General features: G+C 54.2%; 15 protein-coding genes. All 15 read right to left on the bottom strand.

Annotated features, from left to right (window positions below; all coding sequences use genetic code 11):
- Nucleotides 1-268 precede the first annotated feature (268 nt).
- The 15 genes from AC1EK1_RS03460 to AC1EK1_RS03390 all read right to left on the bottom strand — a co-directional run bounded on the left by AC1EK1_RS03460 (nucleotide 269) and on the right by AC1EK1_RS03390 (nucleotide 13,328).
- Nucleotides 269-748, bottom strand: a complete 480-nt coding sequence (locus AC1EK1_RS03460) for an RNA-binding S4 domain-containing protein (RefSeq protein ID WP_480305732.1) — start codon at nucleotides 746-748, stop codon at nucleotides 269-271.
- The gene (gene pth / locus AC1EK1_RS03455) at nucleotides 741-1,328 is read right to left on the bottom strand and encodes an aminoacyl-tRNA hydrolase (RefSeq protein WP_480305907.1); all 588 of its coding nucleotides are present in this window, start codon (nucleotides 1,326-1,328) and stop codon (nucleotides 741-743) included. The genes AC1EK1_RS03460 and pth overlap by 8 nt, the downstream gene beginning before the upstream one ends.
- Nucleotides 1,315-1,926, bottom strand: a complete 612-nt coding sequence (locus tag AC1EK1_RS03450) for a DUF3109 family protein (protein WP_480305731.1) — start codon at nucleotides 1,924-1,926, stop codon at nucleotides 1,315-1,317. The genes pth and AC1EK1_RS03450 overlap by 14 nt, the downstream gene beginning before the upstream one ends.
- A gap of 121 nt (nucleotides 1,927-2,047) precedes the next feature.
- Nucleotides 2,048-2,665, bottom strand: coding sequence for a 50S ribosomal protein L25/general stress protein Ctc (locus AC1EK1_RS03445; RefSeq protein ID WP_480305730.1), 618 nt, complete (start codon nucleotides 2,663-2,665; stop codon nucleotides 2,048-2,050).
- 123 nt (nucleotides 2,666-2,788) lie between these two features.
- Nucleotides 2,789-3,385 carry a 50S ribosomal protein L9 gene (rplI, locus tag AC1EK1_RS03440; RefSeq protein ID WP_480305729.1) on the bottom strand — a complete coding sequence of 199 codons (597 nt, stop codon included), beginning with the start codon at nucleotides 3,383-3,385 and terminating at the stop codon, nucleotides 2,789-2,791.
- Between the two features lie 58 nt (nucleotides 3,386-3,443).
- Nucleotides 3,444-3,707 carry a 30S ribosomal protein S18 gene (gene rpsR, locus AC1EK1_RS03435; RefSeq protein WP_480305728.1) on the bottom strand — a complete coding sequence of 88 codons (264 nt, stop codon included), beginning with the start codon at nucleotides 3,705-3,707 and terminating at the stop codon, nucleotides 3,444-3,446.
- A gap of 10 nt (nucleotides 3,708-3,717) precedes the next feature.
- Entirely contained in the window at nucleotides 3,718-4,125 is a 408-nt protein-coding gene (gene rpsF, locus AC1EK1_RS03430) for a 30S ribosomal protein S6 (protein WP_480305906.1), read from the bottom strand.
- 293 nt (nucleotides 4,126-4,418) lie between these two features.
- Nucleotides 4,419-5,696 (bottom strand): THUMP domain-containing class I SAM-dependent RNA methyltransferase, encoded by a 1,278-nt coding sequence (locus AC1EK1_RS03425; RefSeq protein WP_480307236.1) that lies wholly within the window; start codon nucleotides 5,694-5,696, stop codon nucleotides 4,419-4,421.
- Nucleotides 5,697-5,802: 106 nt separating this feature from the next.
- A complete protein-coding gene (locus AC1EK1_RS03420; RefSeq protein WP_480305726.1) occupies nucleotides 5,803-7,032 on the bottom strand; it encodes an anaerobic sulfatase-maturation protein in 1,230 nt (409 codons plus the stop codon).
- An 18-nt stretch (nucleotides 7,033-7,050) separates the two neighbouring features.
- On the bottom strand, nucleotides 7,051-8,433 hold the full coding sequence (gene radA, locus AC1EK1_RS03415; protein WP_480305725.1) for a DNA repair protein RadA: 1,383 nt from the start codon (nucleotides 8,431-8,433) through the stop codon (nucleotides 7,051-7,053).
- Entirely contained in the window at nucleotides 8,433-11,030 is a 2,598-nt protein-coding gene (locus tag AC1EK1_RS03410) for a bifunctional fucokinase/fucose-1-phosphate guanylyltransferase (RefSeq protein WP_480305724.1), read from the bottom strand. The genes radA and AC1EK1_RS03410 overlap by 1 nt, the downstream gene beginning before the upstream one ends.
- Before the next feature lie 45 nt (nucleotides 11,031-11,075).
- A complete protein-coding gene (locus tag AC1EK1_RS03405; protein ID WP_480305723.1) occupies nucleotides 11,076-11,990 on the bottom strand; it encodes a dimethylarginine dimethylaminohydrolase family protein in 915 nt (304 codons plus the stop codon).
- Nucleotides 11,987-12,523, bottom strand: a complete 537-nt coding sequence (locus tag AC1EK1_RS03400; RefSeq protein WP_480305722.1) for an NAD(P)H-dependent oxidoreductase — start codon at nucleotides 12,521-12,523, stop codon at nucleotides 11,987-11,989. Before AC1EK1_RS03400 ends, AC1EK1_RS03405 begins: the two co-directional genes overlap by 4 nt.
- Nucleotides 12,524-12,567: 44 nt before the next feature.
- Complete coding sequence (locus tag AC1EK1_RS03395) at nucleotides 12,568-12,993, bottom strand: hypothetical protein (protein WP_480305721.1); 426 nt, start codon at nucleotides 12,991-12,993, stop codon at nucleotides 12,568-12,570.
- Nucleotides 12,990-13,328, bottom strand: a complete 339-nt coding sequence (locus AC1EK1_RS03390; protein ID WP_480305720.1) for a hypothetical protein — start codon at nucleotides 13,326-13,328, stop codon at nucleotides 12,990-12,992. Before AC1EK1_RS03390 ends, AC1EK1_RS03395 begins: the two co-directional genes overlap by 4 nt.
- Nucleotides 13,329-13,381: the final 53 nt, after the last annotated feature.

The raw sequence follows: 13,381 nt of genomic DNA, 5'->3' as shown, positions 1-13,381 counted from the left end.
TGAATTTGCCCAAAATCAAGGGGGCCCTAACTCGCTCTAAACCAAAGTCCCCGACAGCCCCCATTTTTTCACGGATAGAAGCGTTCGGTTTCACGGATAGAAGCAAATGATTTCACGGATAGAAGAATTGACGTCCTTGTATATAAGCAAAAATTGGGTATAAATCGAGATGGTCAATGGAATTCACTCAACAAAAAAAAGAGCCCCCTCGAAAAGGGCTCCTAAAACAAAGCCGGTCCGGAAGAGTGCACCCCCCTCCCGGTCCGGTCTAATCCCAAAAGCCCATGCTGTCGAGCATCTCCTGCTCGTCCTCCGGAGTGTAGTCGGTCACCTCGTCCTCCTCTTCGTCGTCGGTCTCTGTATCGTCCCAGTCATCGTACTCAGGAAATATGTAGCTCTCAAGGTCTCGTCGCTCTTTTTTGGTCGGTCTGCCGAGTCCTTTTTGCCTTTGGTTGGCGGCTCGCTGCAGCTCTAGGAGCTCATACTCCTCCGGTGGGGTGGTGTTTTTGATGAAATTGGGGACCAACTTTGGCCCCACGCGTCCCGGGGTGATGGCCAGCACCTTGAAGGAAAAAGTGACCGGAGGCTTGCGCACGTTCACCGTGTCGCCCACCTTGACAATCGTCGAGGGTTTGCCGGGACGTCCGTCTACTTGGACTCGGCCGTTTTTGCAGGCTCTGCCGGCAAGTGCTCGGGTCTTGAATATCCGCACGGTCCAGAGCCACTTGTCGAGGCGTATCTCAGTCATGTTGCTTTCCCTTGGTGTTGTGGATATTCATGGCCCTCTCGATACCGATGAGGCAAAAGTCTCGGATCGTCTCTACCGCTTGGGCACAGAGGGGCTCCATCTCGGCCTCCTCTTGGGGCGAAAAAGGCTCCAGTACGTAGGCGATCTGCTCTCCGCGCGAGAAGTCGTGTCCGATACCGATCCGCAGGCGCGCATAGGCTTGTGTCCCGATGGTCTGCTGTATATGCTTGAGTCCGTTGTGCCCACCATCGCTGCCTTTTGCCCGAAGTCTCTGTGTCCCAAAGGGCAATGCCAGCTCATCGACGACGACTAGGAGGTTTTGGACGGGGATGTTTTCTTTTTGCAACCAGTAGCGGACGGCGTTGCCACTGAGGTTCATCATCGTGGAGGGCTTGAGGAGCAGGAGTTGCTTGTTTTTGACCCTGATCTCCGCTGTCTCTCCGTATCGCCCGGGGGCAAAAGTGGCGCCCGTGTCAGCGGCGAGATGGTCCAGCACGATAAATCCGGCATTGTGCCGCGTCCGCTCGTACTCGGCTCCGGGGTTTCCGAGGCCGACGATGAGGTATTTACTTGAGCTCATTTCGTTCGTTTTTCCACTGAAGATACGCTTCAGCCACAGTACAAAGTTGTTCATACCACTCTTCTCCAAAGGCTCGCACCAGGGGGGCTTTCACAAATTGGTAGACCCGCACGCCTACTTCGCGTCCGTGCTTGCGCGCCGGCTCGCAGATCGGGAACCAACGCTCGTAATTGAGGGCCACTGTGTCACCCATACGCTGCATGCGTATCGGGAATAGGTGGCAGGAGAGGGGCTTGTAGAAGTAGGGATTGGCACCCTCGGTGTAGCCTTTCTCAAAGGCACAGCGCGCCGACCCATCTGCCTCAAAGCAGGTGAAGACACACTGGCTCCTGCCTGCCGCTATCATGGTGACTGTCTCCCCATCCTCATCGGTGTAGGTGAGGCCATGCTTGCGGATATAGCGTTGCTGGGCCTCGGGGATGTAGGTGCGGACCAGGGGATAGGTCTTCTCCAGAAGGGGTTCCTCCTGTGCCAGCACCGGTGCTCCACTGTCTCCCTCGATACAGCAGGCTCCGTGGCAAGCGTCGAGGTCACAGCAGAAGTAGGTGTCGATGACTTCGCTGCTGACCAGGATGCCATCTACGTCTAGTATACTCATTTGCTTGATACTCTTCTAAAAAAACTGCCCATAGTGGTGGGCCCGTACCATCTCTCGATAGGTAGGATCACTACACCACTTTGGGCAGTTTTGTATCCCCTCGTGGGGTGTTTTGTCGGGCTTACTCTGCCGGTTGGTCTCCGGTGCCCTCTTCGGTCTCCTCGTCTTCCTCCTCTACAGCTCCTGCGCTACGTGCGGCACGTGTAGCACGTACAGCGGCGACTACGGCGTTTTTGGAGTTGAGGATCTCTAGGTTTTCAAACTCCAGCTCACCCACCTTGAGCACCTTGCCCAGGCGAAGCTTGCTGATGTCTACGTGCAGACGCTCAGGTACATTGCTGTAGAGGCCCTTGACCTTGAGCTTGCGCATGTCTTGGTTGAGCTTACCACCGGCACGCACACCGATAGCGTGACCATCCAGCTGCACCGGTACCTCTATCACAATGGGCTTGTCGGCATAAACCTCCAAGAAGTCAATGTGAATGATGGCATCGGTCACGGGATGAAACTGTAGCTCCTGTAGGATGCAAGTGTGTACCTGTCCGTCGACATCCAGGTTGATCAAGAAGATATCCGGGGTGAATACCAGGTTGCGCACATCGCGCTGTGACACCACGAGATTGAGGTTCTTCTCTCCACCGTAGATTACAGCGGGGATGAGGTCTTGCTTGCGTAGGGCTTTGGCGGCAAACTTGCCGATGTTTTCGCGCGCCTGCGCTTTTAGTGAATAAGTTTTCATTGGTATTGTGTTGTTGTGTTACTCAAAAAATCCAATTCGCCGGCACGTGAGGGTCACGCTCTGCTGTGTGCAGTTGCCACGAATTTGTTTTTCCCATCACACCTTAGCTTTATCACTTGTGTGTCAGGCTTCGGTTGACTCCTCTTGCTCCTCAGCGACCACCTCGGTCTCCTCGGTGGCTTCTTCGCCATCGGTGGCGAGCTGGCGTGCACGCTCAGCTTGGTGTGCCTCTTCTTCAGCCTTGGCGGCTGCCTTGGCGGCTGCGATCTCAGCTGCGTTTTCGGACACGACGATCAGGGGGATCTCCACGGTCACATCCTTGTGAAAACGCACACGAGCCACATACTCACCTACCTCCTTGATACCACCGGCGATGAGCAACATCTTGCGGTTGACATCGTGTCCCTGTGCCTCTAGGGCATCGGCCACCATGGTGGGGGTTACGGAGCCGTAGATACGACCGGTGTTGCTGGTCTTTACGCTCAGCTCTACCTTTACGTCCTTGAGTTTTGCTGCCTGCTCTTGTGCTTTGGCAAGCAGAGCGGCGAGCTTGTGTGCTTGCTGGCGTTGGTCCTCAGCGAGTTGCCTCAGGGCTGAATCGCTGGCAATGACTGCCTTGCCTTGCGGGATTAGAAAGTTGCGTCCATACCCGGCTTTCACCTCAACCACTTCGTCTTTGAAGCCTAGGTTGGGCATATCTTCTTTCAAAATAACTTTCATATTCTGTCTCCTTTTGTTTTTGCTATGATTCTATACTACTACCGACTTGTCCGGACCACTAGTCCATCAGGTCAGTCACGTAGGGCAACAGTGCCAGATGGCGCGCACGCTTGACTGCTTGTGCCACACGGCGTTGGAACTTCAGCGAGTTGCCCGTAATACGACGAGGAAGGAGCTTGCCCTGCTCGTTGAGGAACTTTTTCAAAAACTCGGGATCCTTGTAGTCCACGTACTTGATGCCTGCCTTCTTGAAGCGGCAGTACTTCTTTGGCTGGTTGATAGGCCCTCTGAAGCGTCTGGATTTCGTATTCTTTATTGCCATGGTCTCTTACTTAGTTTTCTTCCGTGTTTTCTACTTCATTGCTCTCCTCTGCCTTTTGCTCGGTCTCCGGGGCAACAGTTGCCGGTTTTTCGGAACGGAGACGGCGACGCTTCTCAGCGTACTCGTGGGCATACTTGTCCTGCTTGAAAGTCAGGAAGCGAATAACATGCTCGTCACGACGGAAGTTGACCTCCAACGTGTCTACAAAGTTTGACTCTGCATCAAACTCTACAAATACATAGTAGCCGGTAGACAGGCGTTGGATAGGATAAGCGAGCTTGCGCTGGCCCCACTCCTCCTTATTCACGACCACACCACCGTTGTCGGTGATCAGGGTAGTGAACTTGTCTACCGTTTCCTTTGTCTGATCAGCAGACAAAACGGGAGTTAGAATGAAAACGGTTTCGTAGTGATTCATCATCTGTTTGTTTGGTAAATAAATAAAATTATAGATGTTGTTGTCATCACAAATACACACCAAGAACACTCTGTATCGCCCTCACCTCATCGGGAGAGACGGCACAAAAATGCTCCTGAGAGAGCGAACGATCCCCATAGGGATCCGTCTTTCTCACCGGCAAAGATACCAAAACTTTCTATTTTGGGAAACTAGGTCTCGCAAAACGACGAAACCCCGGGGCGTCTCCTTGATCAGGAGATGCCTCGGGGCTTGAGTTTTTTTTTAGGGTACAGTGGACCGGCCGACCGGGGTCACTGCTTTTGGCGGTAGGTCTTGCGGGCGCGCCTAAAATCTTCGCGCTCTTCCCGCTTGCGCATGCGGTACTCCCGCTTTCGTTGCCAGACACCCTGCTCGGTCTGCTCTTGCACGTAGTCGTTGCGTTTACCGGCAAAAAGCTCATACCCTCTCAGCTCACACTCGAGAGAGCCATTGTAGAGTGTCTCTTTGTGAAACTGCTTTAGGCCTATTGCGTTGAACCCCTCCTCTATGTTTGAAGAGATGATCCAAGCATTCCATCCGGTGAATGTGTGCTTGAGGGTGGTGCCTATATTTTTGTACAGCTCCTCCAGTGCGTCCGGCCGCAGTCGCTCACCATAGGGAGGATTGGTCACGAGCAGCCCGGTCTCTGAGGGCTTGAGTGCCTCGGTGTAGTCCTCTATCTTTCGGACTGCCAACTCGACGTATCGGTCCACTCCTGCTTTGCGCACATTGCCACGGGACATGGCGATCGCTTTGGGGTTGCTGTCGGAGCCGTAGATCTTGTACTCGAAGCGTCGCTCCTCCCAATCTTCCATCACCTCACTGAATAGCTCGCTGTCGTAGTTGCTCCACCGCTCAAAAGCAAAGCTCTCACGGAAAAGTCCCGGTGGGATATTCGCCGCTATCAGAGCCGCCTCTACAAGAAAGGTTCCACTCCCGCACATAGGATCTAGGAAGTTGGACTGACCCTGCCAGCCTGCGCGGAGCAGAATCCCGGCAGCTAGGACTTCGTTGATGGGGGCCTCGGTCTGGCTAAGCCTGTAGCCCCGCTTGTGCAAGCTTTCGCCGGATGCGTCCAAGGCTATGGTCACTCGCTCGTCGGCAATGTGTACATGAAAGCAGAGGTCAGGGTCGGTCACCGAAACGTTGGGCCGACGTTGCTCGCGATCCCTGAAGTAGTCTGCGATGGCGTCTTTCACACGATAGGCTACAAACTTGCTGTGCGTGAAGGTCGCTGAGTAAACCACTGTATCCACAGCAAATGTATCTTTTGGCCGGAAATACTGTGACCAGTTGACTTTGTGGTACAGATGGTCGTAGATTTCGTCGGGGTTTTTGGCATCGAACTGATCGATCGGCACCAGTATCCTCAGCGCAGTCCGTAAAAAAACATTTGCCTTGTATAGGGTTCGCAACGTGCCACTAAAGGCTACCATTCGCCGTCCGGGTTGGATATCTGTGGCCCCGATCGTACGGAGCTCTTCTGCCAAGATATCCTCTAGTCCGAAGAGGGTCTTAGCAAGCATGGTAAAGGGTTTCTCTCCGGTCATAGGGCTAGTAGGTGCGGCAGTTGTCATTGGTTGTGAGGGTTTATTTGTTTTTGTTTGGTGGCAAATTTACTACTTTTTTAGCAATCCGGTGGTGCTTCTCGACCGTTTATTTCCCAGCTCTAAGCGGGTGAAAGTCGGTCATGACAGAGGCGGGGGGGCGACCGTTGAGGTAGGCTTCTTTCATGAAGTCCATATATGGGGCAACGTGCCGAAAGTAGCGGAAATACCCCGAGCAGAGATAATTGTGCCCAGGATTACCGTATTCGTCGCAAGCGAAGCGGTTTTTGGGACACTCACCCCAGCAGGCAAAAAGATACTCACACTCGCGACACTGGCGTGTCAGAGTGTCAAATTTGTCTCTGCCAAACTTTTGCTGACGCTCGCTGTACATCATCTCCACAAGTGTCTTGGAGCGGATGTTGCCTAGCTTATACTCGGGAAAGACAAAGTGGTCGCAACTGTAGACATCGCCATTGTGCTCCATCACCCCAGCATGTCCGCAGTACTGCGCCATGGAGCATACCCCGGGAGTGACTCCGACCCAATTGGCGAGGGTGGCATCGAACAGCTGGATATAGTAGGTGCCGACATCGGACTTGACCCACTCGTCGAATACCCCGATGAGAAAATCGCCCCACTGCTCGGGGGTAACGGAAAAGGGGGTAAGCTCGCCTTTTTCTGACACATGCGCCAGCTTGGTCCCATCGGGGTGGGCTGCCGTGCGCTCCACTATGGGCGTAAACTGTATATAGTGGCACTCTAGCTCCTTGAAGAACTGATAAAAAGAAACCGGGTCCCCGACATTGATGTCGTTGACCACGGCAAGTGCATTGTATTCGACTCCATGCTTTTTGAGCAAGTTGATAGCCCTGAGTACTCTGTGATGGGTGGGTTGTCCGGTGGGGGTCTGGCGATAAGCGTCGTGTGCCGCTTTGCCTCCGTCTATGGAGATCCCGACGAGGAAGTTGTTTTTCCTAAAAAACTCGCACCAGGTGTCATTGAGGAGTAGGCCATTGGTTTGCACAGCGTTGTCGATGCGCCTGCCTCCGGCATACCGGCGTTGCAACTCAAGGGCTTTTTGGTAAAAGGCAAGGGGGCGCATGAGTGCCTCACCTCCATGCCATGTAAAGAGGACCTCCGGGGTTGTCTGGCTGGTGATGTACTCACGCACATATCGCTCCAGGAGGTCGTCACTCATGATCTGGTGAGCAGCCCGACCATCAAAGAGGTTGGACTTTTCGAGATAGTAGCAGTAGGTGCAGGCTAGGTTGCAGTAGGATCCGGCCGGCTTGGCCATCACGTAGAGTGGTCGAGCAAATGGTAATCCTATACTCATATCAACAGAACACTCCGGCTAGGATCTAAAAAGGAGACGAAAAGCCTCGTCCACTCGACTGACCGGTAGGACTTGGATAGGAAACTCAGATAGATCTAGGCCTTTGATATTGTCGGCGGGGAGAATAATGGTCTGAAACCCGATCTTGGCCGCTTCTTTGATCCGTGGCAGGATATGCGAGACAGCTCGCACCTCGCCACTCAAGCCCACCTCTCCCGTTATGCAGACATTTCTAGAAATTGGGATATCCAGGCTAGAGGAAAGCACGGCACTCAGCACAGCTAGGTCAATAGCTGTATCCGAGACATAAAGGCCTCCGGCAATATTGAGGAAGACATCCTTCTGGATCAGCTTGAAGTTGGCACGCTTTTCCAGCACCGCCAAGAGCATATTGGCACGTCGCAGATCACAGCCGGTACTTGAGCGTTGCGGTGTACCGTAAACGGCAGAGCTGACCAATGCTTGTACCTCGAGCAGGAGTGGACGCTGTCCCTCCACACTGACCCCAATACAGATACCACTGAGGGAGGAGTCATTTCCGGTCAGGAGCATCTCGGAAGGATTGACCACCTGGCGGAGCCCGTCGCGGAGCATTTCGTAGAGTCCTATCTCTGAGGTGTTGCCAAATCGGTTTTTCATAGCCCGAAGGATGCGGTACTGGTGATTTTGATCACCCTCAAACCGTAGCACCGTATCGACCAAGTGCTCCATTATCTTGGGACCGGCAATGGAGCCATCCTTAGTGATATGTCCGACAATAATGACCGGGATATCGTACTCTTTGGCAAAGGTAAGCATCTGAGCTGTGCACTCCCGCACTTGGCTGGGGCTACCTGGCGAGGATTCGGAGCGGGAGCTCTGCATGGTCTGAATGGAGTCAATGACCAAAAGGTCGGGAAGGACCTCCATGGCGGTCTCGAGGATTACATCCATCTGGGTCTCACTATATAGTAGACAATGATCTACCCGGTCGGCATCGATCAAGCGCTCTGCGCGTAGCCGTATCTGCCCCGGACTCTCCTCCCCACTGACATAGAGGGTCTTCAGCTCGGGGTTACGCACTACGCTTTGCAGGATTAGGGTACTCTTGCCTATGCCAGGTTCGCCTCCGATCAGGACCAAAGAGCCCTTGACCAATCCTCCGCCCAGTACACGATTCAGCTCTCCATCCTTCAGATCCATTCTGGGAGCCGAGTCACCCGATACTTCGGATAGCGGAGTGGGATAGTTGTCTGTTGCCAAGCGATCTTTTCGGATACGGACACCAGGTTCATCGGGTCCCACCTTGTACTCTTTCAGGGTATTCCATTCGCCACAGGTCGGGCATTTCCCGGACCACTTGGGAAAGTCTGCACCGCATTCAGTACAGATATATACGGTTTTTAGTTTACTTTTAGCCATTAGGATCGTGTTACGATGAGACCATCCTGCGACAGGTGCATATCCACCATTCTTGCCGTACTATTTGGGGTGTTTCCCTTGAGTTGTTTGCATATATACCGAGCTGCATCGGGGTCTTTGGCAACGATATACAGGAACCCTCCACCGCCGGCACCTGGGAGTTTATACCCTAGAGCATAGTCCTTGATGCCTGAAATGATGGCCTCGATTTGAGGCGTGGTAGAGCCTTCATCCAGCTTTTTGTTGGCACTCCAGGACTCGGTCAATATACTACCATAGGCGTCTAGATCATCCTTACCTATAGCATCAGCCATATCATATGCCAGTTGCTTGATTTGTCGGAGGTGAGCCAGAGTGTCGTGTTCATTGAGCATCATACGCCGGACAATCCCGCCCAAGATACTTTTTGCCTGCCGTGTGAGCCCAGTATAGTAGAGCAGATGACACTCCGGGGTCCGAAAGACAGAGTCCGACAACCACTGCATGCGTGGCTCCTGTTGTCCTTTCTCGGTCGTGATCAGCTTGACCCCGCCAAACACACCTCCCCATTGATCTTGCCAGCCACCACCACTCGTCAGCATTTGCTCCAAGAGTAGAGTCCGAGACGCCAGCGCCTCTTTCGTCCAGTGCAGTCCGAAATAGTTGCTGAGTGCGCCCAAAACCGTTGCACCCAAAATAGAACTTGTTCCCAGCCCGGAGCCGGCCGGAACAGCCGACAGCAAGGTCACCTCCAGCCCGCCTCCTATTCGATCCAAGAGGTCCGGCATAGACTCGCCACGACGATAAACACCACAGAGGCATAGCGCAGCCTTGGGGATGGAAAAAGGGTCACCCAGCCGGCGATACCACGTGAGTTGGTCAGGTGTCGTGATCATTTCGCGCAACCCCATATCGATGGAGTGCAAGATAATCTGCCCCGATGGATTGGGACGGACGTACACTTGCAGGGGTTCTTGCCCGTTGAGCGTGAGGGAAAAGTTGGTCACCGCCCCACCCTCATAGATGCAGTACGGTGGTGTGTCGCTCCACCCTCCGGCGAGGTCGATCCGCATTGGGGCACGGGCCCAAATGATCTGGTCAGAGTAGACATCCCGCCGAGGAGACGAAGTCGCACCGGTAGTGGAGGAGACCAATTCGCACAAATACTCATCCGCCTTCTTGGCCTCGTTTTCATCCCCCGTGAGAGCATGTCGCATGGCCGCATCCTGCATGCGGATCAGCAGAGGAGCCTCAGCAGGCAGCTGAGCCGGCACCTTACCAAGCAGTCGCCCCACAACCGAGAGATCCGAGTGGTACAGGACACTTCCCGCATAGTTGCGTTGCATGGCCACAAGGTTTTCCGACAAAAAAGCCATTCGCTGTCGCTCTACCCGTTCCCAGTCCACCTCTGCGGAGAGTTCGCAGGCCGCATAGCAGTCATTGGCGACCGCTTGCCCATTCATCACCGCCCGTAGGAGCTCCTCCAGCTCCTCCACCCTATCAATGTGAGGAAATATCGGTGTGGTATAGGGATCACAACTTTGGGGCCGCCCCAGATAGGTCTGATCCTTGAACGTATCCCCATATCCATACATCCGCACCACATATCCTCCACGCTTTACCGGGAGCACATCCAGGCAGATACCCGGCTCCAAGGTCAGCTCCAGATCATTCATCGGCAACCCTGTGACGACATTGTGGTCGGTGAGCCTTAGCCCCATAGGTATGTGGCTATTCTCCACCCATATGTGGTGATTTCGGTCATTGAGTGGTTGCTCCACTCGGGCATTTAGGGCAATCGCCGATCCATGTCGTTTCCAGCGACCGGAGAGGATATCTCGCTGGTCGATCCTCCGATTTTGCAACTCCTGCGTACTCTCGACGAGGTCCGAGGTACTTCCAAAGTGGTAAAATGTCGCCTCACCTATCGGGTACACCGCCACCTCTAGGTCGCTGTTCTGGGTGAGGAAGTCGGTATAGAGGTCTACATAGCCCGTCATGCCACGGAGCCTGTCGATTGCCCGTTGCGAGAGGAGCCACACCCCGCTGTCAATCATCAGCAAGTGCTTTTTCCCGAGCGTCTCTAGTTCTTCGACAGTAGGCTTTTGGACCATTCCATCCAGTCTGTTTGGCTCATCCGGATGGCACAAAAAGACTCCATGCGCCGTCATCTTGGCGGCCGTACTCCACAGTCCCACAAGCACCACATCGGCCTCCGGCATGTCGGGAAGTTTGTCGGGGAGTGCCAGGAGCACATCACCACTGGCGACCACCGCCACTGTTCGGTTTGGGGCTTTACCTGCCAGCTGCGTTAGGTAGTCCTCCTGTAGCTCTATCAAGCGCTGAGTCACTCGTTGCCCCCTAGACCACTTCAGTACCGGCATCGGTAGTAGCACTTTACCATAGGAGGCATAGGCCGGCAGGCGACGACTTTCGCCACCTGCATTGATCACGAGACACCGCTCCCCGGAGGGGTGTTCATCCAGGAGGTACCTCAGTGCACCTCCACTTCCCACCTTTTGTCCGCAGGGGTCATGCCCGATGACATACCGTTTGTCCGGGTACAATGCCCTAAAATAGGACTCCGTGCCTTCGGGCAAGCTCACATATACATTCATCTCACTTGTTTTATGAAAGGGGGGCAGAGAGAGAGGATGAGGAGATCAGTCGCGATAGAGTGGTAGCGTGGTGCACCTAAAGAGGCCTCCCAGCTTGCTCACCTGGCGGTACGGCAGGGGGATACAGGTCACCCCTCTACTCTCCAACCAGTGACGGAGACGGCCAAAGGTCTCATCCAGTATCACCTTGTTGGGGGAGAGACTAAAGATATTCGGGTTCATCTCATACATCTCCTCACGGCTGATGATACAGGTATTCTCTATTCCATACAGATTCATGATATACTCCCAGTCCTCTGTGTGCCTAAAGCCACCGGGGAAAAGGATACACTTATCCCCACCGACCGGCTGAAAAGCGCAGTCCAAGTGCAACACCCCGGTATAGGGATCAGTATCATGCTTGATCAGCTCCAGTGGGACAATATCTTTTTTGGGAAAGAGACTTTTCAGGAAGCCTATCGCATACTTATTGGTCCGAGCCATGGAGTAGGTGCTATAGTCAGGGCTGAGGTAGCAACCAACCAAGATCTTATCTCCCAGCATCACCACATCTCCACCCTCTATATGTACGTACTCCGGAGGGGTCACGATCTTATCCTCAGGGATCTGGGCAAAGATCTCATCATACGCACGCATCTCGGCTTCACGATCCGGGATGATGTTGGCCCGTATGATCTTATCCTCCAGCACAAAAGCCACGTCTCTCGAGAAAATCTGGTTCACTCCCTCCAGTTCTTTGGGACGTAGCACCTCCACGCCCTCTGCCGCTATTGCACGGGCCAAGCCCTCCACCTCACGACTCAGCTGTGCATCCGAGGGGTACACTCCGGCGATGATCGTGCTGTACGATTTGGCATCATAGGCCTCCTCCAGTGTAGGTGTAGGACCATTGTGGTCTCCAAGGCCCACCACCACTTTGCGGAGGGTGCTGACTTCGTCTCCTATGTGTAGTTTGATCATAATTTTTGCTCTCTTATTTGGTCCAAAACAAATGCTCTATACGCTTCACGATTGGCCTCCAAACGCTCTGCCACACCGTCTCCCTCCGCACCATAAAAGGCATGAAAGTACCCACTCTCCGCACGCACAAAGCCGGCAGATCCTTTCACAAATGAAAGATATTGCTGCAGAGTGGTTCCCGAAAAAGCCACCTCAGGTGCACCGCACGAGACAGCCACATCGATACGCTTGCCCACCATGGCATCGCCCCCTTCGCCCCAGGCCCAATGCTCTGCCCAGACGGTATCCATCCACTCCACCATAATTCCGGGGGGCATATACCAGTAGAGCGGAAACTGTAGGATAATCCGGTCCGCAGCAGAGATCAAGGCTTGCTCCGCCGCCAAGTCGAATCTTCCATCCTTGCCGATGGCCTCCTCCAGCAGGTGCAGTGTCACCGAATCACCCTCCAGTGTGCGAACGACTTCGGCCCAAGATTTGTTGACCACTGATGTGGCAATGTGGGGATGCCCCACGACTACTAATGTCTTCATATGATTATCTTTTGGTACTGTTGCTCCACAAATGTACCTTTTTTTCATTTCCTACGACGGCTCACCCATAGGTGGAGCAGTAGCACACCCAGGACACCCCCTCCCCACCAATACCCACCATACCCACGACCGGACTCACGCTCCGGAGTCGCATGCACCTGCCGGACCACCACATAGGGCACCTGCACCTCCTTAGGTTCACTCCGAGCCGACACCGTCAGCACACGATCCTCCACCGTGGCTCGGAGCTTCACCCCCTTTCCGGAGGCCATCAAGGGAGACAGAGTGACCGGTGCGCTCAGGCGATACCGCACCACAGCCGTATCGCCCGAGATCTGCACCGGCTGCACCCCGGCACTCACCACCTCCTCCATCACCACCTGTCGGTGGCTGCGACACCCCGACACCAAGGGCACAGCACAGACCACCAGCAGGCAGATCGACCGCCCAAAAGCCCGACCGACACTCATACCACAGCCACCTTGGCTTCACTCCACTTTTGGCGCACCTCACGGGTCGCCTGCATCGCTTGGCTCGATACACGCAGCTCCTCCAGCTCCTGCTCTAGTCGCTTCACCCTACTCTGTAGTACCGCATTCTCTCCTCGTAGCTGCACCACCTCCTGCAACACCTGAGTGAAGCGTACCATCATCGACTTGTTGCTCTCTGCCAGCAGCTCGATACTCTCCTGTTGCTCTGTCAAAAAATCATTATTCCGCTTCCGTCGCCCCACGATCCATCCACTCACACCACTCCCCATCGTCAGGAGAGTCGTCAGCAGTACCTGTACACTTCCTATATCCATACACTTATTACCTATTTTGGTTAAAAAAGGGGGAGACCATTTCTTCCGATCAT

The organism is Porphyromonas sp. C0026D3 (assembly GCF_056590775.1).
Note: the sequence above shows the minus strand (reverse complement) of the source record. Positions and strands in the feature narration are given on the sequence as shown.